The organism is Streptomyces sp. Je 1-79 (genome assembly GCF_025195125.1).
Classification (GTDB): Bacteria; Actinomycetota; Actinomycetes; order Streptomycetales; family Streptomycetaceae; genus Streptomyces.
Map to the genome: position 1 here is coordinate 237,658 of NZ_JAMGSL010000011.1, position 24,171 is coordinate 261,828.

The 24,171-nt window shown below is 70.8% G+C and carries 18 protein-coding genes; 9 read left to right on the plus strand and 9 right to left on the minus strand.

Features of this window, described 5'->3' with window-relative positions; all coding sequences use genetic code 11:
• Window positions 1–16 precede the first annotated feature (16 nt).
• The 3 genes from M5362_RS23825 to M5362_RS23835 all read left to right on the plus strand — a co-directional run bounded on the left by M5362_RS23825 (window position 17) and on the right by M5362_RS23835 (window position 4,571).
• Window positions 17–796: a sugar phosphate isomerase/epimerase gene (locus M5362_RS23825; protein ID WP_260229791.1), complete on the plus strand. Its 780-nt coding sequence runs from the start codon at window positions 17–19 to the stop codon at window positions 794–796.
• An 86-nt stretch (window positions 797–882) separates the two neighbouring features.
• The gene (locus M5362_RS23830) at window positions 883–3,102 is read left to right on the plus strand and encodes an ATP-dependent RecD-like DNA helicase (protein WP_260229746.1); all 2,220 of its coding nucleotides are present in this window, start codon (window positions 883–885) and stop codon (window positions 3,100–3,102) included.
• Window positions 3,103–3,281: 179 nt separating this feature from the next.
• Complete coding sequence (locus M5362_RS23835) at window positions 3,282–4,571, plus strand: citrate synthase (protein ID WP_260229747.1); 1,290 nt, start codon at window positions 3,282–3,284, stop codon at window positions 4,569–4,571.
• Window positions 4,572–4,991: 420 nt separating this feature from the next.
• On the opposite strand, the gene M5362_RS23840 is transcribed toward M5362_RS23835, so the two are convergent.
• Together M5362_RS23840 and M5362_RS23845 are read right to left on the minus strand one after the other, a co-directional pair.
• The gene (locus tag M5362_RS23840) at window positions 4,992–7,217 is read right to left on the minus strand and encodes a cation-translocating P-type ATPase (RefSeq protein WP_260229748.1); all 2,226 of its coding nucleotides are present in this window, start codon (window positions 7,215–7,217) and stop codon (window positions 4,992–4,994) included.
• Between the two features lie 80 nt (window positions 7,218–7,297).
• Entirely contained in the window at window positions 7,298–7,531 is a 234-nt protein-coding gene (locus M5362_RS23845) for a heavy-metal-associated domain-containing protein (RefSeq protein ID WP_260229749.1), read from the minus strand.
• A gap of 166 nt (window positions 7,532–7,697) precedes the next feature.
• Between M5362_RS23845 and M5362_RS23850 the strand changes: the two genes are divergently transcribed.
• The gene (locus M5362_RS23850) at window positions 7,698–8,912 is read left to right on the plus strand and encodes a cation:proton antiporter (RefSeq protein WP_260229750.1); all 1,215 of its coding nucleotides are present in this window, start codon (window positions 7,698–7,700) and stop codon (window positions 8,910–8,912) included.
• Here M5362_RS23850 and M5362_RS23855 read toward each other — a convergent pair.
• Window positions 8,890–9,573 carry a TetR/AcrR family transcriptional regulator gene (locus M5362_RS23855; protein WP_260229751.1) on the minus strand — a complete coding sequence of 228 codons (684 nt, stop codon included), beginning with the start codon at window positions 9,571–9,573 and terminating at the stop codon, window positions 8,890–8,892. The genes M5362_RS23850 and M5362_RS23855 overlap by 23 nt on opposite strands.
• A gap of 164 nt (window positions 9,574–9,737) precedes the next feature.
• Here M5362_RS23855 and M5362_RS23860 point away from each other — a divergent pair, with 164 nt between their 5' ends.
• Window positions 9,738–11,993, plus strand: a complete 2,256-nt coding sequence (locus M5362_RS23860; protein ID WP_260229752.1) for an MMPL family transporter — start codon at window positions 9,738–9,740, stop codon at window positions 11,991–11,993.
• A 133-nt stretch (window positions 11,994–12,126) separates the two neighbouring features.
• Here M5362_RS23860 and M5362_RS23865 read toward each other — a convergent pair whose 3' ends face one another.
• Together M5362_RS23865 and M5362_RS23870 are read right to left on the minus strand one after the other, a co-directional pair.
• Window positions 12,127–12,324 (minus strand): AlpA family transcriptional regulator, encoded by a 198-nt coding sequence (locus tag M5362_RS23865; RefSeq protein WP_260229753.1) that lies wholly within the window; start codon window positions 12,322–12,324, stop codon window positions 12,127–12,129.
• Between the two features lie 248 nt (window positions 12,325–12,572).
• Window positions 12,573–13,481, minus strand: a complete 909-nt coding sequence (locus M5362_RS23870) for a sugar phosphate isomerase/epimerase (RefSeq protein WP_260229754.1) — start codon at window positions 13,479–13,481, stop codon at window positions 12,573–12,575.
• Window positions 13,482–13,639: 158 nt separating this feature from the next.
• Here M5362_RS23870 and iolC point away from each other — a divergent pair, with 158 nt between their 5' ends.
• Window positions 13,640–14,587, plus strand: a complete 948-nt coding sequence (gene iolC, locus M5362_RS23875; protein WP_374214519.1) for a 5-dehydro-2-deoxygluconokinase — start codon at window positions 13,640–13,642, stop codon at window positions 14,585–14,587.
• A gap of 236 nt (window positions 14,588–14,823) precedes the next feature.
• Here the strand turns inward: iolC and M5362_RS33340 are convergent, their stop codons facing one another.
• Window positions 14,824–15,210: a hypothetical protein gene (locus tag M5362_RS33340; protein ID WP_374214516.1), complete on the minus strand. Its 387-nt coding sequence runs from the start codon at window positions 15,208–15,210 to the stop codon at window positions 14,824–14,826.
• A gap of 5 nt (window positions 15,211–15,215) precedes the next feature.
• Between M5362_RS33340 and iolB the strand changes: the two genes are divergently transcribed.
• The 3 genes from iolB to mmsA are packed head-to-tail and all read left to right on the plus strand — an operon-like array spanning window position 15,216 to window position 19,449.
• Window positions 15,216–16,067 (plus strand): 5-deoxy-glucuronate isomerase, encoded by an 852-nt coding sequence (iolB, locus tag M5362_RS23885; protein ID WP_260229756.1) that lies wholly within the window; start codon window positions 15,216–15,218, stop codon window positions 16,065–16,067.
• On the plus strand, window positions 16,064–17,923 hold the full coding sequence (gene iolD, locus M5362_RS23890) for a 3D-(3,5/4)-trihydroxycyclohexane-1,2-dione acylhydrolase (decyclizing) (RefSeq protein ID WP_260229792.1): 1,860 nt from the start codon (window positions 16,064–16,066) through the stop codon (window positions 17,921–17,923). The genes iolB and iolD overlap by 4 nt, the downstream gene beginning before the upstream one ends.
• Before the next feature lie 14 nt (window positions 17,924–17,937).
• Window positions 17,938–19,449 (plus strand): CoA-acylating methylmalonate-semialdehyde dehydrogenase, encoded by a 1,512-nt coding sequence (gene mmsA, locus M5362_RS23895; protein WP_260229757.1) that lies wholly within the window; start codon window positions 17,938–17,940, stop codon window positions 19,447–19,449.
• A gap of 66 nt (window positions 19,450–19,515) precedes the next feature.
• Here mmsA and M5362_RS23900 read toward each other — a convergent pair whose 3' ends face one another.
• The 3 genes from M5362_RS23900 to M5362_RS23915 form a co-directional block, all read right to left on the minus strand.
• Window positions 19,516–22,146: a hypothetical protein gene (locus M5362_RS23900; protein WP_260229758.1), complete on the minus strand. Its 2,631-nt coding sequence runs from the start codon at window positions 22,144–22,146 to the stop codon at window positions 19,516–19,518.
• 194 nt (window positions 22,147–22,340) lie between these two features.
• Entirely contained in the window at window positions 22,341–23,519 is a 1,179-nt protein-coding gene (locus M5362_RS23905) for a S8 family serine peptidase (RefSeq protein WP_308354901.1), read from the minus strand.
• 113 nt (window positions 23,520–23,632) lie between these two features.
• Window positions 23,633–24,058 (minus strand): GNAT family N-acetyltransferase, encoded by a 426-nt coding sequence (locus M5362_RS23915; RefSeq protein ID WP_260229759.1) that lies wholly within the window; start codon window positions 24,056–24,058, stop codon window positions 23,633–23,635.
• Window positions 24,059–24,171 lie beyond the last annotated feature (113 nt).

The window sequence follows — 24,171 nt, forward strand, 5'->3', positions numbered from 1 at the left end:
CTTCAGCATCAACCAGATGACGGTGAAGCAGCTGTCGTTGCCGGAGCTGGTGGAGCAGTGCGTACGGCTCTCGGTCCCGGGCGTGGGCCTGTGGCGGGAACCGGTCGCGGAGTACGGCCTCGAAGCCGCGGCCAAGCTGGTCCGCGACGCGGGCCTGACGGTCACGTCACTGTGCCGGGGCGGCTTCTTCACGACGGCCGAGTCCCTGGACGACAACCGCGCCGCGATCGACGAGGCGGCGGCCCTGGGCACGGACACCCTGGTCCTGGTCTCGGGCGGACTCGCCCCGGGCAGCCGCGACCTGTCGGCGGCCCGCGCCCGGATCACGGAGTCGATCGCCGAACTCGCCCCGTACGCGGGGGAGCGGGGCGTCCGGCTGGCGATCGAGCCGCTGCACCCGATGTACGCGTCGGACCGCTGCGCGGTCTCCACCCTGGACCAGGCGCTGGCGATCGCCGAGCACTTCCCGTCCACACAGGTGGGCGTGGTCGTCGACACGTACCACATCTGGTGGGACGACCGCGCCCCGGCGGCGGTCGCCCGCGCGGGCGCGTCGGGCCGTATCCACGCCTTCCAACTCGCCGACTGGACGACCCCCTTGCCGGCCGGCGTCCTCAACGGGCGGGGTCAACTGGGCGACGGCGCGATCGACCTGAGGGCGTGGTGCGACCTGGTGGAGGGCTCGGGGTACGAGGGCCCGATCGAGGTGGAGCTCTTCAACGACGCGCTGTGGGCCAGGGACGGTGTGGAGGTCCTGGAGGAGACGCTGGGAAGGTACGTGCGCCACGTGGGGTAAGGCGCGCCGGCCCGGCCCGCGTCGTGTGCCGGGTCGCCGTCCACAGACACCCACCGGGTGTCCGAGCCGTTCGCTACCGTCGGGGCATGTCCAACCAGGGTCAGGGCCAGGCGGTCGTCGAAGGGGTGCTGGAGCGGATCACCTATGCCAACGAGGAGAGCGGGTACACCGTCGCCCGCGTCGACACCGGGCGCGGTGGCGGTGATCTCCTCACGGTCGTCGGGGCGCTGCTCGGCGCCCAGCCGGGTGAGTCGCTGCGGATGCAGGGGCGTTGGGGCTCCCACCCGCAGTACGGCAAGCAGTTCACGGTCGAGAACTACACGACCGTGCTGCCCGCCACCATCCAGGGCATCCGCCGGTATCTCGGCTCCGGTCTCGTCAAGGGCATCGGCCCCGTCTTCGCCGACCGCATCACGCAGCACTTCGGCCTGGAGACCCTCGACATCCTCGAAGAGTCACCCGGGCGTCTGATCGAGGTCCCGGGTCTCGGCCCCAAGCGCACCGGGAACATCACCGCCGCCTGGGAGGAGCAGAAGGCCATCAAGGAGGTGATGGTCTTCCTCCAGAGCGTCGGCGTCTCCACCTCCATCGCCGTGCGGATCTACAAGAAGTACGGGGACGCCTCGATCTCCGTCGTCCGGAACCAGCCCTACCGGCTGGCCTCCGACGTCTGGGGCATCGGCTTCCTCACCGCCGACCGGATCGCCCAGGCCGTCGGCATCCCGCACGACAGCCCCGACCGGGTGAGGGCGGGGCTCCAGTACGCCCTGTCCCAGTCCACCGACCAGGGGCACTGCTTCCTGCCCGAGGAGCAGTTGATCCGCGACGCCGTGAAGCTGCTCCAGGTCGACACGGGCCTCGTCATCGAGTGCCTCGCCGAGCTGGCGTGCGACCCCGAAGGGGTCGTGCGGGAGACCGTGCCGGGGCCCGAAGGGCTGCCCGTCACGGCCGTCTACCTGGTCCCCTTCCATCGCGCCGAGCTCTCCCTCGCCGGGCAGGTCGGACGCCTCCTGCGGGGCCCCGACGACCGGATGCCGGCCTTCCAGGACGTCGCGTGGGACAAGGCCCTGGCCTGGCTCGCCGACCGGACCGGGGCCTCGCTCGCGCCCGAGCAGGAGGAGGCGGTACGGCTCGCCCTGACCCGTAAGGTCGCCGTGCTCACCGGCGGCCCCGGGTGCGGCAAGTCGTTCACCGTCCGCTCGATCGTGGAGCTGGCCCGGGCCAAGCGCGCCAAGGTCGTCCTCGCCGCGCCCACCGGCCGGGCCGCCAAGCGCCTCGCCGAACTGACCGGGACCGAGGCGTCGACCGTGCACCGGCTCCTGGAGCTCAAGCCGGGCGGCGACGCGGCCTACGACCGGGACCGCCCGCTCGACGCCGATCTCGTCGTCGTGGACGAGGCGTCCATGCTCGACCTGCTCCTCGCCAACAAGCTCGTGAAGGCCGTGGCACCCGGTGCCCACCTCCTCCTCGTCGGCGACGTGGACCAACTGCCCTCGGTCGGCGCGGGGGAGGTGCTCGGCGACCTGCTGGCCGCCGGCAGCCCGGTTCCGGCCGTCCGGCTGACCCGGATCTTCCGGCAGGCGCAGCAGTCGGGCGTGGTGACCAACGCCCACCGCATCAACGCCGGTCTGCCGCCCGTCACCACCGGCCTGCCGGACTTCTTCCTCTTCGTGGAGGACGAGACCGAGGACGCCGCACGGGTCGCCGTCGAGGTCGCGGCCCGGCGGGTTCCCGCCAAGTTCGGGCTCGATCCGCGCCGGGACGTCCAGGTCCTGGCCCCCATGCACCGCGGCCCCGCGGGGGCGGGCGCGCTCAACGGGCTGCTGCAGCAGGCCGTCACCCCGGCCCGTCCCGACCTCCCCGAGAAGCGGTTCGGCGGCCGGGTCTTCCGCGTCGGCGACAAGGTCACCCAGATCCGCAACAACTACGAGAAGGGCGCCAACGGCGTCTTCAACGGCACCGTCGGCGTCGTGACCTCGCTCGACACCGTCGAGCAGCGGCTGACCGTGCGCACCGACGAGGACGAGGAGGTGGGGTACGACTTCGACGAGCTGGACGAGCTGGCCCACGCCTACGCCGTCACGATCCACCGCTCGCAGGGCAGCGAGTACCCGGCGGTGGTGATCCCCGTCACCAACAGCGCCTGGATGATGCTCCAGCGGAACCTGCTCTACACGGCCGTCACCCGGGCCCGGAAGCTCGTCGTCCTGGTCGGTTCGCGCAAGGCGATCGCCCAGGCCGTCCGTACGGTTTCCGCAGGCAGACGCTTCACCGCCCTGGCCCACCGGCTGTCGGCAGCCGTGTGAAAGACCACCCCGGACTTCCCCGAACGGGGCGAAGGGGGCAAGATGAGCAGGTTGGCGGCACTGAGTGCCGCCAAATGGCCCAATGGTCGACCCCGAGTGCACTCTCCTGAGCCAAATGGGGGATGGTAGAGACAGTCAGGGCACCTCGAAGAAGAGGCACTACGTCGGTGAGGGATGACGTGAGCGACAACTCTGTAGTACTGCGGTACGCGGACGGTGAATACACCTACCCGGTGGTCGAGAGCACCGTCGGCGACAAGGGCTTCGACATCGGGAAGCTCCGAGCCCAGACCGGTCTGGTCACCCTGGACAGCGGATACGGCAACACCGCCGCCTATAAATCCGCCATCACCTACCTGGACGGTGAGCAGGGCATTCTGCGGTACCGCGGCTACCCCATCGAGCAGCTGGCGGAGCGCTCCACCTTCCTTGAGGTGGCCTACCTGCTGATCAACGGTGAGCTCCCCAAGGTCGACGAGCTCGCGACCTTCAAGAACGAGGTCACCCAGCACACGCTGCTGCACGAGGACGTCAAGCGCTTCTTCGACGGCTTCCCCCGGGACGCCCACCCGATGGCGATGCTCTCCTCGGTGGTCTCCGCGCTGTCCACCTTCTACCAGGACAGCCACAACCCGTTCGACGAGAAGCAGCGTCACCTGTCCACGATCCGGCTGCTCGCCAAGCTGCCGACGATCGCGGCGTACGCCTACAAGAAGTCGATCGGCCACCCCTTCGTCTACCCGCGCAACGACCTCGGGTACGTCGAGAACTTCCTGCGCATGACCTTCTCGGTCCCGGCGCAGGAGTACGAGCTCGACCCGGTCGTGGTCTCGGCGCTCGACAAGCTGCTGATCCTGCACGCGGACCACGAGCAGAACTGTTCGACGTCCACCGTCCGTCTGGTGGGTTCGAGCCAGGCGAACATGTTCGCGTCGATCTCCGCCGGCATCTCGGCCCTGTGGGGCCCTCTGCACGGTGGCGCCAACCAGTCGGTCCTGGAGATGCTCGAGGGCATCCAGGCCAACGGTGGCAATGTCGACTCCTTCATCAACAAGGTGAAGAACAAGGAGGACGGCGTCCGCCTGATGGGCTTCGGCCACCGGGTGTACAAGTCCTTCGACCCGCGCGCCAAGATCATCAAGGCCGCGGCGCACGACGTGCTCTCCGCGCTCGGCAAGTCCGACGAGCTGCTGGACATCGCGCTCAAGCTGGAGGAGCACGCGCTCTCCGACGACTACTTCGTCTCGCGCAACCTCTACCCCAACGTGGACTTCTACACGGGCCTCATCTACCGCGCGATGGGCTTCCCGACCGAGATGTTCACCGTGCTCTTCGCGCTCGGCCGCCTTCCGGGCTGGATCGCCCAGTGGCACGAGATGATCAAGGAGCCGGGTTCCCGCATCGGCCGCCCGCGCCAGATCTACACCGGCGAGGTCCTGCGCGACTTCGTCCCGGTCGAGGGCCGCTGACGCACCGCGCCGGGTGCCGCGCGAGGTCCCGGACGCGGTGCCGCGCGAGACGCTGTACGAGACGCGCAACGAAAAGCGCCCCGCTGCCGATCCCCCCACGGGTCGGCGAGCGGGGCGCTTTCCATATCCCCGGTGCGGATTCCCCCCACGGGATCCGGGCCGGGCGTCTGCCGGGTTCAGCAGAAGCTAAGCAGGCCGCGCGGTCTGCCGGGGTACGTACGGGAGGGCCGCTCAAAGCTCCCCGGTGCACGTGCCCCGGCCCACGCTTGCCTGGGACGTCCCCCAAGACATCCCATGAACGTCCCCCAAGACGTTCTTGGCATCGCCCACTTAGACTCGCGAACGGCCCGAATGGTTACCCCCAAATATCTGTGATCTAGGTCTCTTTGTGAAGGTCCTGTGAGTCACGTGTAGGTCAATTCACGTGAACCTCCGAAGTCGCAGGCTGTTTGTCACGACAAATACGGACGAAAATGCCATGGCCAGACCGGCGATCATCGGGTTCAGCAATCCGAAAGCGGCCAGAGGCAGTGCGGCGACGTTGTAACCGAAGGCCCAGCCCAGGTTTCCCTTGATCGTCGCGAGGGTGCGGCGTGCCAGCCGGATGGCGTCCGCCGCCACCCGGAGGTCGCCGCGGACCAGCGTCAGATCGCTCGCCTCGATCGCCGCGTCCGTGCCGGTGCCCATGGCCAGGCCCAGGTCCGCGGTGGCCAGCGCGGCCGCGTCGTTCACGCCGTCGCCGACCATGGCGACCGTCCGGCCCTCCGCCTGGAGACGCCGGATCACGTCGGCCTTCTCCTGTGGGAGCACCTCGGCGAAGACCTGGTCCGCGTCGATGCCCACCTCCGCCGCCACCGTCTCGGCGACCGCGTGCCCGTCCCCGGTCAGCAGGACCGGCGCCAGGCCCAGGGCGCGCAGCCGTGCGACCGCCTCGGCGCTGGTCTCCTTCACGGCGTCGGCGACGGTGAGCGCCCCGCGCGCCCGGCCGTCCCAGGCGACCTGCACGGCGCCCGGCTCCGGCACCCCGGGGATCTCGACGCCCTCCGCGTCGAGGAGGGCCTCGCGGCCGACCAGGAGGGCGTGGCCGTCGACCGAGCCGCGCACCCCGAGGCCCGGGACGTTCTCGAAGGACGTCGGCACGGGGAGCCCGCCCAGGGGCAGGCCGAGCCGCTCGGCGGCGCCCGCCGCGACCGCCCGGGCGACCGGGTGCTCGGAGGCGTGCTCCAGGGCGCCCGCGAGGCGCAGCAGCTCGGCCTCGTCCACACCCTCGTACGCGTACACCTTCTGCAGCCGCATCCGGCCGGTGGTGATCGTCCCGGTCTTGTCGAGGACGACGGTGTCGACGCGGCGGGTGGACTCCAGGACCTCGGGCCCCTTGATCAGGATGCCGAGCTGCGCGCCGCGACCGGTGCCGACCAGGAGCGCGGTCGGGGTCGCGAGGCCCAGGGCGCAGGGGCAGGCGATGATCAGTACGGCGACGGCTGCGGTGAAGGCGCCCGTGGTGTCCTCGACCACGAACAGCCAGGTCAGCAGCGTGGCGAGCGCGATGTAGAGCACGACGGGGACGAAGACGGCGGAGATCCGGTCGGCGAGGCGCTGCACCTCGGCCTTGCCGTTCTGGGCGTCCTCGACCAGCGCGGCCATCCGGGCCAGCTGGGTGTCCGCGCCGACCCGCGTCGCCCGGACGACCAGCCGGCCGGAGGTGTTGACGCAGCCGCCGGTGACCGGGTCGCCGGGCGCCACGTCGACGGGGACGGACTCGCCGGTGAGCAGGGACGCGTCGACGGCCGAGGCGCCCTCGGCGACCGTTCCGTCGGTGGCGATCTTCTCGCCGGGGCGGGCCACGAAGAGCTCGCCGGCCCGGAGCGCGGCGACCGGGACCCGTACCTCCGTACCGTCCCTCAGGACCGCCACGTCCTTCGCGCCGAGCTCCATCAGGGCGCGCAGCGCCGAGCCGGCCTTCCGTTTGGCGCGGGCCTCCAGATAGCGGCCGAGGAGGATGAAGGTGACGACACCGGCCGCGACCTCCAGGTAGACGGTCGAGGCGCCGTCGGCGCGGCCGGTGGTGAGGTCGAAGCCGTGTCGCATGTCCGGCATGCCCGCGTCGCCGAGGAACAGGGCCCAGAGCGACCAGCCGAAGGCGGCCAGGGTGCCGATCGAGACGAGGGTGTCCATGGTCGCCGCGCCGTGCCGGAGATTGGTCCAGGCGGCGCGGTGGAAAGGCAGTCCGCCCCAGACGACGACCGGTGCGGCGAGGGTGAGGGACAGCCACTGCCAGTTGTCGAACTGGAGGGCCGGGACCATGGCGAGCAGGACGACCGGCGCGGAGAGCACGGCGGAGACGGTCAGCCGGTTCCTGAGTGCGGCGAGCTCAGGGTCCGCCCCGTCCGCCGCCTCCGACGGCTCCGGGGCCGGGGGTGCGGGCTCCTCGGCGGTGTAGCCGGTCCTGACGACCGTCGCGATCAGGTCGGCGACCGCCGTCCCCGCCGGATGCGCGATCTTCGCCTTCTCCGTCGCGTAGTTGACGGTCGCCGTGACGCCGTCCATCCGGTTGAGCTTCTTCTCGACGCGGGCCGCGCAGGAGGCGCAGGTCATCCCGCCGATGACGAGCTCGGTCGTGAGGGTGGGCGCGGGGCTCGATGTCATGTGCGGTTCCAAACGAGAGCAGGGCCGTACCGCGTACGGTACGACCCTGCCGGTGTGTGCCGGGAGTGCGCCCCCGGGCCTTACGCCTGGCCGACGAGCTCGTAACCGGCCTCGTCGACGGCGGCGCGGACGGCCTCCTCGTCGAGCGGGGCCTGGGAGACGACGGTGACCTGGCCGGTGGAGGCCGCGGCCTTGACGGAGGAGACCCCGGCGATCTCGGAGATCTCGCTGGAGACCGCGCCCTCGCAGTGTCCGCAGGTCATTCCCTTGACCTGGTACACGGTGGTGAGTTCGGTCGTCGTCTCGGCGGTCATGACGGTCTCCTCTTCGAGGGGCGTACTGGTTCAGGGTCGTTCTACAGCCAGCTTATACCCCTAGGGGGTATGAATTCCAGTCCGGTGCGGTTCGGGGGCGATCCGGCGCCGGGGCGCGCGGCGGTCGTGCCCCGCGGGCGGATGTCACCCATGGTAGATACCGGACATGTCGCAATCCGGGACCACGCTGATCCTGATCATGTCGATCGCCGTCCTGGCGCCTCTGCTGGCCTACGCGGTCGGGCGCCGGCTCTCCGTACCGCTCGTCATCTTCGAGATCCTGCTCGGCATCCTGATCGGCCCCGATGTGCTCGGCTGGGCGCACACGGACGCCCTGATCGACGGCCTCTCGGAGCTCGGCCTCGCGATGCTGATCTTCCTCGCGGGGTACGAGCTCGAGTTCGGCAAGGTGCGGGGCGACACCCTCACGCGCTCGGTGTGGGCATGGCTGGTCGCGCTGGCGCTCGGACTCGGTGCCGGGGCGCTGCTGGGCGACGGGTTCCACAAGGGTGTCTTCATCGGCGTGGCGTTGACCAGTACGGCGCTCGGCACCGTACTGCCCGTGCTGCGGGACGCGGGGGAGCTGAAGGGCCGGTTCGGCACGGTGGTGATGGCCTTCGGGGCGGTGGGGGAGTTCGGCCCCATCATCGCGATCTCGCTGCTCCTGAGCGGGCGCAGGCCGGGCGAGGCGACGGCGGTGCTCGCGGTCTTCGCCGCCCTGACCGCCGGGGCCGTGCTCTGGGCGTTGCGGCCCACGCCGCCGTGGTTCTCCCGCGTCATCGCCAAGACCCTGCACACCAGCGCCCAGTTCGCGGTCCGCTTCGTCTTCCTGCTGCTCGCGGTGATGCTCGGCGCCTCGCAGGCTCTCGGACTCGACGTGCTGCTGGGCGCGTTCGCCGCCGGACTGATCACCCGGCTCGTCCTGACCGGTGCCGCGCCCGAGGCGGGACCGGAGATCCTGGCGAAGGTCGAGGGGGTCGGCTTCGGCTTCCTCGTGCCGGTCTTCTTCGTCGTCACCGGGATCGAGTTCGACCTGGACTCGCTCCTCGACGGCGGCCGCACCCTGCTCCTGCTGCCGCTCTTCCTGCTGTTGTTCCTGGTGGTGCGGGGTGGCCCGGTCTGGTTCCTCGCCCCCGGCGACCTGGTGCGCAAGGAGCGTGTCGCGCTGGTGCTCTACGAGTCCACGGCCCTGCCGCTCGTCGTCGCGATCACCACCATCGGGCTCGACGACAAGGCGCTGACGCCCGGGGAGGCGGCGGCGCTCGTGGGGGCCGGAATGCTCTCCGTCCTCGTCTTCCCCCTCCTCGCGCTGCGGATCCGCGCGGGTGCGGGAGAGGCGGCGCGGCGGCGGGAGTCGGTCACGGAGTCGGAGTCGTGGTGAGGGTGCCTGCGACGGCGGTCGGGGCGTTCCCGATGAGCGGGCCGAGGTAGCGCAGGACGAGCGTCTTCAGCTCCGTGACCGCCGCGTCCCGCTCGGGTCCTTCGGGGGCGGCGAGGATCAGGGTGAGGCCGCCCTTGACGACGGCGAAGGTCATCTCGGCCTTGAGGGTGCGGTCCTCGGGGGTGTGGTCCGGCAGATGATGGTCGAACAGGCTCTGGACCGACGTCAGCAGCGAGGCGTGCAGGGCGTCGTGCTCCTCGGCGATCCGGCCGGGGATCTCGGAGCCGTGCATCAGGGCGAGGAAGACCGGGTTCCGGCAGTTGAACTCGATCATCGGGTCGAGCACCGCGTCCACCAGCTCGGGCAGCGGCAGCGCGAGGTTGGCGGGGGTGAACGCCTGTCCGTGCATCTGGCGCATCTGGTGCAGCAGGCGGCCGCCGAGCTCGACGGCGATCGCCTCCTTGTTGGGGAAGTACTGGTAGAGCGTGCCGGGGGAGACGCTGGCCTCGCGGGCGATCGCGTTGGTGCTGGCGGCCGTGTAGCCGTTGGTGCAGAAGACGTTCGCGGCCGCCTGGAGCAGCTGCGCGATGCGGCGCTCGCCGCGGGCCTGGCGACGGCGGGGCTTCTGTTCCGCCGAACTCTCCGGCGTCTCCTCGGACATGACTGTCCCCAGCTTTCCTCAACACGTTTGACAAACACGAGAGGTCGCTCGCATTCTTGTGAAACGCGAGCGATGACTCGTGTTTGTCAGTCTATGGCAACGGGCGACCCACGCGACCTGCCGGGAAGCGAGCGCATGGGTCATGGTGAAGGGGACACCGCGGCATGGCCGAAGTCAAGAATTCAGGGACCGCCCGAGGCGGGGGGTGGACTCGGTTCGTGACGGCCAGGCCGCGCCTGTCCCTGCTGGTCGCGCTCGTGATCGCCGCGCTCTCCGTCCTCGCGGGCGGCGGTGTCGCCGAGCGGATGGGAAGCGGCGGCTTCGAGGACCCGGACGCCGAATCCACGTACGCGACACAGGTCCTGGAGCGGGAGTTCCCCGCCTCCCAGCCCAATCTGCTCCTGCTCGTGAGCGCGCGGGAGGGCGGGGTCGACGATCCCGCCGTGGCCGCCGAGGCCCGGCGGCTCGCCGAGCGGCTCGACGCCGAGCGGGGAGTCGGCGGCATCGGCTCCTACTGGGGGACCGGCTCCCCTGCCCTGCGCTCCGAGGACGGTCGGCAGGCGGTGATCGTCGCCCGCGTCGGCGGCGAGGAGAAGGAGGCCGGCGAGATCCTGGAGCGGATCGCCCCCCACTACCGGGGCACGCACGGGCCGGTCGAGGTCTCCGTCGGCGGCCGGCTGGCCGTGCAGCACGAGATGCAGACGGTCGTCGAGGAGGACCTGCTCCGCGCCGAGCTGATCGCCCTGCCGTTGACGCTCGTCCTGCTCGTCATGGTCTTCGGCAGCGCGGTCGCCGCGCTGCTGCCCCTGGGGATCGGCATCGTGGCCATCCTGGGGACGAACGTGGTGCTGCGCGGCCTCACCGAACTCACCGACGTCTCCGTCTTCGCACAGAACCTGACCACGGCCCTCGGGCTCGGACTCGCCATCGACTACGCCCTGTTCGTCGTCCGCAGGTTCCGCGAGGAGCTCGCCGGCGGGGCCGACACCCGGACCGCCGTCGGGACCACCCTGCGCACGGCCGGACGGACGGTGCTCTTCTCCGCCCTGACCGTCGCGGCCTCGCTCTCCGCCATGCTGGTCTTCCCGCAGTACTTCCTGCGCTCCTTCGCCTACGCGGGCATAGCGGTGGTGCTGCTCGCCGCGGCGGCAGCGCTGATCCTGCTGCCCGCCGCGCTGATGCTGCTCGGGGAGCGCGTCAACGCGCTCGACCTGCGGCTCCTCTTCAGGCGCCGCCGCTCCACGGCGGGTGCGGGGCCGAAGGCCCGGGAGCAGGGGGCCAAGGAGCCGGGGGCCGGCTGGGCGCGCACGGCGGCTCTGGTGATGCGGCGCGCGCCGGTCTTCGCCGTCGTCACCACGGCGGGGCTCGTCCTGCTCGGACTGCCCTTCCTCGGGGCGCAGTTCGGCACCGTCGACGACCGGCAGCTTCCGGCCACCGCCGAGTCCCGGGTCGTCCAGGACGCACTGCGCGACGGATTCCCCGGCAGCCCGGGCGGCGGGCTCACCGTCCTCGCCGAGGGCGGCGCCACCCCGGCCGAGTACGCCGGGTACCGCGAGCGGATCGGCGCTCTCGACGGGGTCGAGCGGGTGGACGGACCGGTGACCTCGGGCACCGGCGCCGCTGCCCAGGCGTACTTCACCGTGGTCCCGGAGGGCGAGGGGGTCGGCGCCACCGCCCAGCAGGTGGTGGACGAACTGCGCGCCACGAACGCCCCGTTCGACACCTCGGTCACCGGAGCCGCCGCCGTCCTGGTCGACTCCAAGGCCGCCATCGGCGAGCGGCTGCCCTGGGCGGGGGCGATCATCGTCGTCGTCACCCTGCTCCTGGTCTTCCTGCTGACCGGCAGTGTCCTGATCCCGGTCCAGGCCGTCGTCCTCAACGGGCTCAGCCTGACCGCGATGTTCGGCGCCGTCGTGTGGGTCTTCCAGGAGGGCCATCTCTCCGGGCTGCTCGGCTTCACCCCGACCGGCGACATCGAGACGACGCTGCCGGTGCTGATGTTCTGCGTCGCCTTCGGACTCTCCATGGACTACGGGGTGTTCCTGATATCCCGGATCAAGGAGGAGTACGACGCGACGGGTGACCACGACCACGCGGTCCGGTTCGGCCTGCGCCGTACGGGCGGCCTGATCACCGCCGCCGCCGTGATCCTCGCCGTCGTCATGGTGGCCATCGGCACCTCCCGGGTGACCAACACCAAGATGCTGGGCCTCGGCGTCGCGCTCGCCGTGCTGATGGACGCGATGGTGGTCCGCAGCCTGCTCGTGCCCGCGGTGATGAAGCTGACCGGCCGCCTGACCTGGTGGGCGCCGGGCCCGCTGCGCCGCTTCCACGACCGGTTCGGCGTCAGCGAGGGCGGCTCGGCGAAGGCGCCGGCCCCGGCACCGGACACGACGCAGGCCCCGGCCATGGTGCCCTGACGTACCGAGGCCCCGCACCCGGTGCGGGGTGCGGGGCCTCGTACGGCCCCCGGGGCCGGGGCCCTCGTGCTGCGGCCCCGGGGGCCGGAGCCCGTGCCACGCGGAGTGCCACGAGCCCGTGCGGGAAGGGAGGTCAGTCCCGGCGGCTCCGGTTCCCCGGACGATTGGCGACCCAGGCGTGGATCGTGTCCGCGTACCAGTAGGGCTTGCCCGACTCGACATGGTCGGGCGTGGGCAGGAGGCCGTGCTTCCGGTAGGACCGGACGGTGTCCGGCTGCACGTTGATGTGCGCGGCGATGTCCCTGTACGACCAGAGCCTTCTGTCCGTCATGCGTGTGGCACCTCCCTGCGCGCCTCGCAGCGGCGGCGGGGGTGCCGTTCGGGGGAGCTGCGGGGCGAACGCTGGCGATCACTGAGCCTGTGCCCGGTGCAACGACCCCTTCCAACGGGAAGGGGTCGGCTGTCGAGCGGCTGTGACGGAAAGCCCGCGTCATGGAGACATGTGTGACGACAAGGGGACGGACGTGACGTAAGTGGAGCATGGTCACATCGGCGTGTCGGAAGGAGTTCCGGACGTTCCTATGCTCCGCAGGAGCGCAGGAAGCGGCGGGTGCGGACCGCGATCGGATACGGCCTGTCGGGCTCGCACGGGTACATGTCCTGCTCGACGATGGCGAAGAGCTCCACGTCCAGCGCCTGCGCCGCCGCGAGGACCGGCTCCAGAGCCGGCACCCCGGCGGGCGGCTCGCACATCACGCCGCGCGCCACGGCCGGACCGAACGGCACCCCGTCGGCGACGACCCCGGCCAGGATCTCCGGGTCGACCTGCTTGAGATGGAGGTAGCCGATGCGCTCGCCGTACGTCTCGATCAGCTTGACGCTGTCGCCGCCGCAGTACGCGTAGTGCCCGGTGTCCAGGCAGAGGGAGACCAGCTCCGGATCGGTCGCGTCCAGGAACCGTGCCACGTTCTCCTCGCTGTCGACATGGGTGTCCGCGTGGGGATGGACGACGATCCGCAGCCCGTAGCGCTCCCGGACCTCGCGGCCCAGCCGCTCGGTCAGACCGGTGAGATCGCGCCACTGTTCGGCGGAGAGGGTGCGGTCCTCCAGCACCTCGCCCGTCTTGTCGTCGCGCCAGAAGGACGGGATGACGACCAGGTGCTCCGCCCCCATCGCCTGGGCCAGCGCCGCGTTGTCGGCGACATGGGCCCAGGTCTTCTCCCAGACGGCGGGCCCGTGGTGCAGCCCGGTGAAGACGGTCCCGGCGGAGACCCGCAGGCCTCTGCGGCCCGTCTCCTCGGCCAGGACCGCGGGATCGGTGGGCAGATAGCCGTACGGGCCGAGCTCGATCCACGCGTAGCCGGCGTCGACGACCTCGTCGAGGAAGCGCTGCCAGGGGACCTGCCGTGGATCGTCGGGGAACCAGACGCCCCAGGAGTCGGGGGCGGAGCCGATACGGATACGGGACAGCGGCGACGGCTTCGTCATGACAGCCACCTTGACCGCGCCCGGAACGACGCGTCAAGACGCTCGTCCGAATGTAAGGACATAGCGTTGACAGGGTTCGGGGCGGACGGCTAGACCTGGGTGCGGGGCCGAGGCGAGAGGTGGCGCGCGTGGATGCGGAGCCGTACGAGCTGATCACGATGGGGCGTCTCGGCGTGGACCTCTACCCCCTCCAGGTCGGCGTGCCGCTCGCCCGGGTGGAGACCTTCGGGAAGTTCCTGGGCGGCTCGCCCGCCAACGTGGCCGTCGCGGCGGCCCGGCTCGGCCGGCGGACGGCGCTGGTGAGCCGGACGGGAGCCGACCCCTTCGGGGCGTATCTGCACGAGGAGCTGGCCGCCTTCGGGGTCGACGACCGGTGGGTGACGGCCGTCGGGGAGTATCCGACGCCGGTCACGTTCTGCGAGATCTTCCCGCCCGACGACTTCCCGATCCACTTCTACCGGCAGCCCCGGGCGCCGGACCTGGAGATCCACCCGGCGGAGCTGGACCTCGCGGCGGTCCGCGCGGCGCGGGCGTTCTGGGTGACGGGGACGGGGCTGAGCGTCGAGCCCAGCAGGGCGGCGACGCTGGGCGCGCTGCGGGAGCGGGACGGCGCGGAGCTGACCGTCCTCGACCTGGACTGGCGTCCGACGCTCTGGCCCGACCCCGCAGAGGCGGGCCCCCTCTACCGGGAGGCCCTGGGCTCGGCCACCGTCGCCGTCGGCAACCTCGACGAGTGCGAGGTCGCGACCGGTGAGCGCGAACCGTACGCCGCGGCCCGCGCGCTGCTCGCCGCCGGGGTCCGGCTCGCGGTCGTCAAGCAGGGCCCCAAGGGGGTCCTCGCGATGACCGCCGACGGGGAGAGCGCGGAGGTCCCGCCGCTGCCGGTCGACGTGGTCAACGGGCTGGGCGCGGGCGACGCGTTCGGCGGGGCGCTGTGCGACGGGCTGCTCGCCGGCTGGGACCTGGACCGCACCCTCCGCCGGGCCAACGCGGCCGGCGCCATCGTGGCCGGCCGCCTCGCCTGTTCCCCGGCGATGCCCTACGCCGACGAGATCGACCTCGCGCTGGCCGCCGGCAGCGGCACGCTCCCGGAGCGCACGCCATGACGGCCCGCCCCACCGACACCTGGCGCACTCGCACAGCCCACCGCAGCGCGAGCGGCCCCAAGGGCGGCGCGTCCACGTTGGGACCCGCGGCGGGGGCAGCCCTGACGGAGCCCGTGGCCGGACGGGCCTCCACGGGGCCCTCGGCCGGGCGGGCCGACACGGGGCCTGCGGCCGGGCGGGCCGACACGGGGCCTGCGGCCGGGCGGGCCTCCACCGAGCCGTCGGCCGCGCGGGCCTCAACCGAGCCCCCCGCCGGACGGGCCCACATCGACCCCCCGGCCCTCGTGGCCGACGCCGAGTCTCCCGTCGAGGGAGCCGCCGACCCCCTCCGTCAGGGGGCTCACCCCGCGCCGTCCAGGCGGGGCGGGCCGGCCGTGGCGGTGGTGGGTGGGGGCGAACCTGTCGAAGTAGCGCGGCTCGTCGGGCGGCGTGCCCGGCGGCCCGGGGCCGTCGCCGAGGCCGCCGCGCGGCGGCGGAGGCGGCCGTTGTCCGGGGAGCGCGAGCGGCTGCTGATCGTCGCCGCCGACCATCCCGCCCTGCCCTACCCCACGGACGGCGATGTGGCCGGAGCCGTCGATACCGCTGCGCGACTGCTCGCGGAGACGGTAGGAAGGAGTACGCACCGCCCATGAACGCGCCGCCCCCGAACCCGCCGCCCCCGAACGCCCCGCCCCCGAACGATCTCCATCTGCCCGCCGGGACCGCCTCCCACGGGTCGTACGCGCTCCACGTCGACCCCGACCGGGCCGGCTGGAGCCATTGCGCACTGCGCGTCCTCGAACTCGGCCCCGGAGACACCCATCTCCTGGACACCGGGGACAGCGAGTGGATCGTGCTTCCGCTCAGTGGCGGCTGTACGGTGCACATCGACGGCCAGACGCTTCAACTCCTGGGCCGCGAGAGCGTGTTCGGCGGAGTGTCCGACTTCGCGTACGTGCCCCGCGACGCCCGAGTCCAGATCGCCTCCGGTGCGGGAGGCCGCTTCGCTTTGGCAGGAGCGAAGTGCGAGCGACGACTCCCCGCTCGCTACGGCCCCGCGCCGGAGGTACCCGTCGAGGCCCGCGGCAGCGGCAACCAGGCCCGGCAGGTACGGAACTTCGCCGCCGCGGACGTCTTCGAGGCGGACCGCCTGATCGCCGTCGAGGTCGTCACCCCCGGCGGGAACTGGTCCTCCTACCCGCCCCACAAACACGACGAGCACCGCCCGGGCACCGAGTCCGAGCTGGAGGAGATCTACTACTTCGAGATCGACGGCGGCGGAGTCGGCTACCAGCGGATCTCCCCCTCCCGGCCCGGAGGCTCCGACCTCCTCGCCGAGGTCGCGACCGGCGACGCCGTCCTCGTGCCCGACGGCTGGCACGGCCCGTCGATCGCCCAGCCGGAGCACGACATGTACTACCTGAACGTGATGGCGGGACCAGGACCGGACCGGGAGTGGAAGATCTGCTTCCACCCCGACCACACGGAGGGGTACAGATAGTGGCTGCTCTGACCGTCGCCCAGGCGCTGGTGCGGTTCCTGGCCGCGCAGTACACCGAACGCGACGGTGTACGCCAGCGGTTGATCGCCGCGACCTGGGGCATCTTCGGCCACGGGAACGTCGCCGGGATCGGCCAGGCACTGGTCGAGTACGCCGAGGAGATGCCGTACCACCAGGGGCGTAACGAACAGGCCATGGTGCACGCGGCCGTCGGCTACGCGCGCCAGTCGAACCGGCTCTCCGCGCACGCCGTCACCACCTCCATCGGACCCGGCGCCACCAACCTCGTCACCGGCGCCGCGCTCGCCACGATCAACCACCTGCCGGTGCTGCTCCTGCCCGGCGACACGTTCGCCACCCGCCCCGCCGACCCCGTCCTCCAGCAGCTCGAAGTGCCTTACGCGGGCGACGTGTCGGTCAACGACTGCCTGCGGCCGGTCTCCGCGTACTTCGACCGGGTCACCCGCCCCGAGGCGCTGATCCCCGCCGCGCTCGCCGCGGTGCGGGTCCTCACCGACCCCGTCCAGACCGGGGCGGTGACGCTCGCCCTGCCGCAGGACGTCCAGGCCGAGGCGTACGACTGGCCGGAGGAGTTCTTCGCCGAGCGGACGTGGACGGTCCGCAGGCCCCGCCCCGACACGGCCGAACTCGAAGCCGCCGTCGAAGCGATCAGAGTCGCGCGGCGTCCCCTGATCATCGCCGGCGGCGGAGTCCGGTACAGCGGGGCCGAGGGCGCCCTGCGCACCCTCGCCGAGCGGACCCGCATCCCCGTCGCCACCACCCAGGCCGGCAAGGGCGTCCTGCCGTACGACCACGCCTGCGAGACCGGCGGCATCGGCCACACGGGCAGCGCCACCGCGAACGAGCTCGCCAGGACCAGCGACCTCGTCATCGGCGTGGGCACCCGCTACACCGACTTCACCACCGCCTCCGCCACCCTCTTCCCCGACGGTGTCCGCTTCCTCAACCTCAACGTCGCGGCCTTCGACGCCCACAAACAGGCGGCGCTGCCGCTCGTCGCCGACGCCCGCGAAGGCCTGACCGCCCTCACCGAGGCGCTCGGCGACCACCGGCAGGACACGGTTCGATGGAGCTCCTCGAAACGCGACTGGCAGGGGCGGGTCGACGCCGCCTACGCCGTCCCCGACGAGGACGCCCGCCCGACCCAGCCGCAGCTCCTCGGCCTCCTCGACACTCTGGTCACCGAGGACGACATCCTGATCAACGCCGCCGGCTCGCTCCCCGGCGATCTCCACAAGCTCTGGCGGGCGCGCTCCTCCGACCAGTACCACGTCGAATACGGCTACTCGTGCATGGGTTACGAGATCCCGGCGGCGATCGGGGTCGCCCTCGCCGCGCCCGGGAGGCCGGTCTGGGCGCTCGTCGGCGACGGTACGTATCTGATGAATCCCACCGAAATCGTCACCGCCGTGCAGGAAGGACTGCCCATCAAGGTGGTCATCCTGCAGAACCACGGGTACGCCTCCATCGGAGGGCTGTCCGAGTCCGTGGGCGGTGAGCGGTACGGCACCGCGTACCGCTTCCGGGCCCCCGACGGCACCTTCACCGGGGACCCGCTCCCCGTCGACCTGGCCGCCAACGCGGCCTCCCTCGGAATGCGGGTGCTGACCGCCCGTACCGTACGTGACCTGCGAGAAGCCCTCGCCGAAGCGCGGACGTCGACCGTTCCCACATGTGTCTATGCCGAGACCGAAACGGCAGACACAGTGTCGGGCGCGCCCCCCGCCCAGGCGTGGTGGGATGTGCCCGTGGCCGAGACCTCGACCCGCGCGTCGGCGGTCAAGGCCCGGGAGGAGTACGACCGGCACGTCACCGCCCGACGCCGCCATCTCTGAAGGAGCATTCCGGCATGACGAACACCGAGAAGACTGTCAACCACTGGATCGGTGGCAAGAGCGTCGAGGGCACGTCGGGCAACTGGGGGCCGGTCACCGACCCGGCCACCGGCGCCGTGACCACGCGGGTGGCGCTCGCCTCGGTCGACGAGGTCGACGCGGCCGTGGCCGCCGCGAAGACCGCGTTCGAGACCTGGGGCACGGCGTCGCTGGCGCAGCGCACCACGATCCTCTTCAAGTTCCGCGCGCTGCTCGACGCCAACCGGGACGCGATCGCCGAGCTGATCACCGCCGAGCACGGCAAGGTGCACTCGGACGCGCTGGGCGAGGTCGCCCGAGGTCTGGAGATCGTCGACCTGGCCTGCGGGATCACCACGCAGCTCAAGGGCGAGCTCTCCACCCAGGTGTCGAACCGGGTGGACGTGGCGTCGATCCGCCAGCCGGTGGGTGTGGTGGCCGGCATCACGCCGTTCAACTTCCCGGCGATGGTCCCGATGTGGATGTTCCCGATCGCCATCGCGTGCGGCAACACCTTCATCCTCAAGCCGAGCGAGAAGGACCCCTCGCCCTCGCTGAAGATCGCCGAGCTGCTCGCCGAGGCGGGCCTGCCGGACGGCGTCTTCAACGTCCTGCACGGTGACAAGGTGGCCGTGGACCGGCTCCTGGAGCACCCGGACGTCACGGCGGTCTCCTTCGTCGGCTCGACCCCGATCGCGCGTCACATCCACACGACCGCCTCCGCCTCGGGCAAGCGCGTCCAGGCGCTCGGCGGCGCGAAGAACCACATGCTGGTGCTGCCGGACGCGGACCTGGACGCGGCGGCCGACGCCGCTGTCTCGGCGGCGTACGGATCGGCCGGTGAGCGCTGCATGGCGATTTCGGCGGTCGTCGCGGTCGGCGCGATCGGCGACGAGCTGGTGGAGAAGATCCGCGAGCGCGCCGAGAAGATCAAGATCGGCCCCGGCAACGACCCCACCTCCGAGATGGGCCCGCTGATCACGGCGGTCCACCGCGACAAGGTCGCCTCGTACGTGAAGGGCGCGGCGGACGAGGGCTGCGAGGTCGTCCTCGACGGCACCGGCTACACGGTGGACGGGTTCGAGAACGGCCACTGGATCGGCCTGTCGCTCCTGGACCACGTGCCGACGACCGCGAAGGCGTACCAGGACGAGATCTTCGGCCCGGTGCTGTGCGTGCTGCGCGCCGAGACATACGAGGAGGGCGTCGCCCTCATCAACGCGTCGCCGTTCGGCAACGGCACCGCGATCTTCACCCGCGACGGCGGCGCGGCCCGCCGCTTCCAGCTGGAGATCCAGGCCGGCATGGTCGGCGTGAACGTGCCGATCCCGGTGCCGGTGGGCTACCACTCCTTCGGTGGCTGGAAGGATTCGCTCTTCGGCGACCACCACATCTACGGCAACGACGGCGTCCACTTCTACACCCGCGGCAAGGTCGTCACCACCCGCTGGCCGGACCCCTCCGAGGCCCCCGCCGGCGTGGACCTGGGCTTCCCGCGCAACCACTGACGCGTCCCGCGCGCTGTCGACCCCTGTCGGCTCCGGCCGACGGGGGTCTCCGCCCCCCGAGGGCTGTCAACCGGTGTGACGGAAGCCGGCCGGCACCCTCGTCCTGAGCGCGGCGAGGAGCCGCCACACCCCATCGGGTTCATGGAGCTCGTGCAGGGCGTTGGGGAAGACCCATTCATCGTCCTCGGGATCGAGCTGGTCACGCAGCGACCGCCAGGCGGTCTCATAGTCCGCACACGCTTGCTGGACAGCGGCCTGCATCACGACGTTGGGCAGTGGTCCGCTGTGCTTGACTGCTTCGATCCACTGACCACTTCGGTGGATGGGTGACACCGTGGACGTTGCGCCGATCGCTCGGCTCAGGATTCTCAGCCGCTCCTCGATGGACTGCTCGAACCCTGTCAGGCTCTCCTTCGCCGCCCCGATCTCGATCCATGTCGCCTCGTCCAAGAGGTCGTCCAGTTCGGGCAGCTTGGAGGGAAGGCCGTACTTCGACAGCAGCGTCGAGTCGGCGATCGCCCGGACGGTCTGCAGGAGCTTCTGCCGGTCACGCCAGTCCCGGCCTTGATTCGCGGCCACACGATGAACGCCCTGCCAGACCAGTTTCTCGGTGATGAACCACTGAGCCATCAGGTGCGCCTCGGCGGGGAGGAGTTTCCCGCGGAGTCGCCACGTGTGCTCCATGACCTGTGCGGTGCCTCCCAGCAGTTGCTGGTCGTACGCCTTCATTTCGGCCCGCACCGGACGCTTGGGCCGGTCGCGGTCGGGGGCGTCATGGGGATAGACCTCGCGTTCGAAGCGTATGAACTGGTCGTTCTGGCGCAGCGATTCGAGATCCGGGTCTTCGGTGAGCAGCCAGGAGCGCATGAGGGGGTGAAAACTGGTCAGGTCCGATCTCGCAGCAGCCTCGAGTTCCTCCACGGCCCTCGCGGCGAGGCTGCCCAGTTCCTGTTCGTCCTTGTGGCCGCTCATCGCCACCGCGTATATGCATGCCGTGTTGTACCTGTCCTGCCAAGGCCGAGGCGGCCACAGCTGTCCGCTCCTGAGCCGCTCCGTCATCCGCCGCCAGATCCACCAGCCTCTCGCCTGCTCCACTCGCTTCCTGAGGTCCTCCGCCCTCATGGGCCACGAGAGGTCATTTCGCAACCCCTTGACCTTCCCTGATTCGGTCCGGCTCACGGCCCATGCCAGACGCAGAGGCGCCCACACGTCGCGGTTGAGTCGGAGCGACGTCCATGTGAGCCCTCGGCTCCGCCGACTGCTGGGATGCCTGAAGAAACGGAGGACGGGGTAGTCGCTGGCAAGCTGATACATCTCCTCGGCGCAAGCAAGCTGGAATATCAGGCTGACGTTCTTGTGGTCGAGACCCTCTTCTCCGAGCTCGCGCTCGAGCCATGTTCTTGCTCTCTTCTCGTCGCAAATGGGCATCTCCTCCCCAGGCGGTGTGAGATGGGTGACCGTCCGCCAGTATCTTTCGACAAGTGCCGGGGTCAGTGACCTGCGAATCTCCCGTCGGGTATGCGCGCGGCGCGGGCACGTGCGGTAATCGGCGGGATCCACCGTCGGCTTGCACCACTGATGGGCGGTGCGTTCGGCGATACCGAGGACGACGGCATAGCGGAAACGCGCTTCGAGCAGGCCGTTGCGCCACCATCGGTAGCGCTTGCAGAACGATCGACGTGGGTTCCAGGCTCCTCTTCTCAGCCGGGCGTTCCGCTCTTCCCTGCTCTGCCCGTCCAGGAGGATGGCTCCGTGATAGGTCTCCAGCGCGTCGAGATGCAACCACAGCTTCTCCTGTGTCCCCGCGATCTGGGTGCGCAGGTGAATGTTGGTGGGATCGAGCCGTAGCGCCGCGTAATAGCGGTCGAGGGCATCGTCGAATTTCCGTTCCTGACTGAGTTCCCTCGCCTCCTGATAGGCGGCGAACAGCTCAGGGGGTAGGTTCCGTCCGCGCCATTCCTGCCAGGGCGCCCTTCGGCTCGCCTGCGTGACCGGCACCAGCGCTGCCATCACCCAGTACCCGCCGGCCCGCACCGCTTCCTCCCACGTGGGTTGCCACCGGGTCTCCGTGCGGCTGCCCCTCATCGCATAGGAGGTGACGGTGACGGTGACGCCGAACATGGGCTCCTCCTCCCGCATGCGCAGCACTCCGCGCACCGTGTAGGCGACCTTTGGCCGAAGGCGACTGAACAAGCGCAGGATGCTCGTCCCCAGCTTCTTCGGCTCGAGGTCTATGTCGCCCAGCAGATCAAGGAAGTTCTCCGCCGGAGATTCGGCGGGGAGCGCAGACGGGGGATAGAGGTTCGTTTCTGACAGCTGCTTACGCAACTGGGCGGTGAGACCGTCGAGGCATGCTTCGCCGTCCGCGGTCGAGGAGACAAGTTGCTGCACGTCCACCGGCCCGGGCCGGTAAGCGTTTCGCTGGAGCATCCAACGGCGCAACGCCATGAAGGAGAGAATCAGGAGGATCAGGCACAACAGACGGAGGCTCAGACCGGCTCCGTCCTTGCCGCCCGTGACGACCCGTGCGGCGCCTTCGAAGAACCGCATGAACCACTCGGAGACGGCCTGGAACCAGACGGGCCAGTTCCCCGAGGCCTGCCATGCCGGTGATACCCAGCCCACACCGCAGACAGCCGCGATGAAGAGAGTGCCGGAAAGTATCGCCAACGCCCCTGCCCGCACCACGTGAGGCATGGGCAACGATGACGAATCGATCGGGGAGTGCCGCTCAGAACGAGAGGACATGTCGACCTCTGGTGGTCCTGGTTGTCACACACAAGTCTTCTACGCTTTCCGACGAGAGCAAGTCGGCGCGCATGCGGATGCCCGAGGAGCGGGTGTATTCGGTGGGGGCCGGGCTCCTCGGGCATCTGGTCGGGTGAGCGGCTCTAGAAGACCGAGTGCAGCAGCCTGTTCGGGGAGCCCGACAGCGGGTTCTGGACCTTGCCGCTGGTGGCGTTGTTCACCAGTGCGGTGCTCACCTGCGCCGGGCTCGCCGTCGGGTTCGCCGACAGGTAGAGGGCGGCCACGCCCGCGGTGTGCGGGGCCGCCATCGACGTGCCCGAGATGGTGTTCGTCGCGGTGTCGCCGTCCTTCCACGCCGAGGTGATGGAGACGCCCGGGGCGAAGAGGTCCACGCACGTGCCGTAGTTGGAGAAAGACGCCCGCTTGTCGGCGGAGTCCGTCGCGCCGACCGTGATCGCCTCGGGGACGCGCGCCGGGGAGTAGTTGCAGGCCCGGGCCGGCAGGCCGAGGAAGTTGCCGTTGCCGGCGGCGACCGCGTACGTGACGCCCGAGGCGATCGAGCGCTTCACCGCGTCGTCCAGCGAGGTGTTCGCGCCCCCGCCCAGGCTCATGTTGGCGACCGCGGGCTTGACCGCGTTGGCCGTGACCCAGTCGACGCCGGCGATCACCCCGGCCGTCGTACCGGAGCCGTTGCAGTCCAGGACGCGTACCGCCACCAGCTTCGCGCCCTTGGCGACGCCGTACTTCGCGCCGCCGACCGTGCCCGCGACATGCGTGCCGTGGCCCTGGCAGTCCTGGCCGTTCTGGCCGCCGCCGACGGTGTCCGTGCCCACGGTCGCCCGGCCGCCGAACTCGCTGTGCGAGGTACGGATCCCGGTGTCGATGATGTAGGCGGTGACGTTCGACGCGGTCCGGTTGTACGTGTACGTGGTCGACAGCGGCAGATCACGCTGGTCGATCCGGTCGAGGCCCCAGGTCGCGCCGGGCTGGGTGTCGGCCATCCGCACGGTGGCGTTCTGCTCGACGTACGCCACGCGCGGGTCGGAGGCCAGGGACGCGGCCCTGGCCCGGGACATCGTGGTCGAGAAGCCCTTCAGGACCGAGCGGTACTCGTGCTGGGGCGTCACGCCCAGATCGGCGGCCCGGGTCGAGCCGTCCTTGAGGACGACGATCCAGCTGTTCTCGACGGCGAGCGAGGCCGGGGCGAGGCGGAGGTCTCCGAGGGTGGCGCTCTGGGCGGTCGGGGAGACGGCGAACTGCAGGCCGGCGGCGAGCGCGAGGACGGGGACGATCGCCACGGCGCGGCGGGGTATACGGGTCATGTGGTGGGGCACCTGAACCTTTCGTTGACCGGGTTACCGGCAAGTACGGGCTTGTGTGGTGCGCCACAGAGTCTCCTGTTGTCATGCGTCGTACAAGGGTGCGGCTGGTCCCCTCACCGGTCCTTCACCTCGAACTCCCAGGTCAGCATCGCGAAGCCGCCGTCGTCCCCTGCCCCCGCCGACCGGTACGTCCGCAGCGCGGCCTCGTTGTCCGGCTCCACGCCCACCCACATGTCGTAACAGCCCCGCTCCCGCGCCTCGGCCGCCAGCGCCTCCGTCAGCGCCCGGCCCACGCCCCGCCGCCGGTACGCCTCGTCCACCGACAGCTCGTACAGGCACATCTCCACGCCCTTGTCCGGGTGGAGCATCTCGATCCCGGACACCAGCCCGGCCGGGAACCCGTCCTCCGCGTACGCGATCAGCATCAGATGGCCCGGTGCGGCCAGGAACGCCTCCGCCCACCGCTTCCGCGGCGGGCCGTCGTAGAGGTGCCCCGCCGCGAGCAGCTCGGCCACCGTCGTCGCCCGCCTGATCTCCATCCGCCACCCCTTCGCCCCGCACCGCGCATACCGCGCCTGGTGTACGGGACGGTACGGCGTACGACTCCAGGAGGCCGCCGATTTCCGCCCGGGGACAGCCGAGTCGCACAGGC

Excerpts from the sequence above, each read along its gene's own strand:
- M5362_RS23905 (WP_308354901.1), bottom strand. The coding sequence starts at position 23,519 with ATGACCCGTATACCCCGCCGCGCCGTGGCGATCGTCCCCGTCCTCGCG.
- iolB (WP_260229756.1), top strand. The coding sequence starts at position 15,216 with ATGAACGCGCCGCCCCCGAACCCGCCGCCCCCGAACGCCCCGCCCCCG.
- M5362_RS23845 (WP_260229749.1), bottom strand. The coding sequence starts at position 7,531 with ATGACCGCCGAGACGACGACCGAACTCACCACCGTGTACCAGGTCAAG.
- M5362_RS23855 (WP_260229751.1), bottom strand. The coding sequence starts at position 9,573 with ATGTCCGAGGAGACGCCGGAGAGTTCGGCGGAACAGAAGCCCCGCCGT.
- M5362_RS23840 (WP_260229748.1), bottom strand. The coding sequence starts at position 7,217 with ATGACATCGAGCCCCGCGCCCACCCTCACGACCGAGCTCGTCATCGGC.
- M5362_RS23850 (WP_260229750.1), top strand. The coding sequence starts at position 7,698 with ATGTCGCAATCCGGGACCACGCTGATCCTGATCATGTCGATCGCCGTC.
- iolC (WP_374214519.1), top strand. The coding sequence starts at position 13,640 with ATGGGGCGTCTCGGCGTGGACCTCTACCCCCTCCAGGTCGGCGTGCCG.
- M5362_RS23860 (WP_260229752.1), top strand. The coding sequence starts at position 9,738 with ATGGCCGAAGTCAAGAATTCAGGGACCGCCCGAGGCGGGGGGTGGACT.
- M5362_RS23825 (WP_260229791.1), top strand. The coding sequence starts at position 17 with ATGACGGTGAAGCAGCTGTCGTTGCCGGAGCTGGTGGAGCAGTGCGTA.
- M5362_RS23870 (WP_260229754.1), bottom strand. The coding sequence starts at position 13,481 with ATGACGAAGCCGTCGCCGCTGTCCCGTATCCGTATCGGCTCCGCCCCC.
- mmsA (WP_260229757.1), top strand. The coding sequence starts at position 17,938 with ATGACGAACACCGAGAAGACTGTCAACCACTGGATCGGTGGCAAGAGC.
- M5362_RS23830 (WP_260229746.1), top strand. The coding sequence starts at position 883 with ATGTCCAACCAGGGTCAGGGCCAGGCGGTCGTCGAAGGGGTGCTGGAG.
- M5362_RS23915 (WP_260229759.1), bottom strand. The coding sequence starts at position 24,058 with ATGGAGATCAGGCGGGCGACGACGGTGGCCGAGCTGCTCGCGGCGGGG.
- M5362_RS23900 (WP_260229758.1), bottom strand. The coding sequence starts at position 22,146 with ATGCCTCACGTGGTGCGGGCAGGGGCGTTGGCGATACTTTCCGGCACT.
- M5362_RS23865 (WP_260229753.1), bottom strand. The coding sequence starts at position 12,324 with ATGACGGACAGAAGGCTCTGGTCGTACAGGGACATCGCCGCGCACATC.